Below are 200 nucleotides of genomic sequence, written 5' to 3'. Positions count from 1 at the left end.
TGGGGCAGATGATTAGGGTGAAGTCGTAACAAGGTAGCCGTAGGAGAACCTGCGGCTGGATCACCTCCTTTCTAAGGAATAATACGGAAACCTGCACAGAGACAAAACTTTGTTTAGTTTTGAGAGGTCTACTCTCAGATTAATAACGCTTTTTGGGCCTATAGCTCAGCTGGTTAGAGCGCACGCCTGATAAGCGTGAG

1 rRNA gene is annotated in these 200 nt (G+C 47.0%); it reads left to right on the top strand.

Annotated elements, in window-relative coordinates:
- Nucleotides 1-71 (top strand): 16S ribosomal RNA (locus HC026_RS12710); the annotation flags it as partial.
- Nucleotides 72-200 lie beyond the last annotated feature (129 nt).

The organism is Secundilactobacillus angelensis (genome assembly GCF_012641075.1).
GTDB lineage: Bacteria > Bacillota > Bacilli > Lactobacillales > Lactobacillaceae > Secundilactobacillus > Secundilactobacillus angelensis.
The sequence above is the reverse complement of the archived record's forward strand: the minus strand, read 5'-3'. Positions and strand labels throughout refer to the sequence as shown.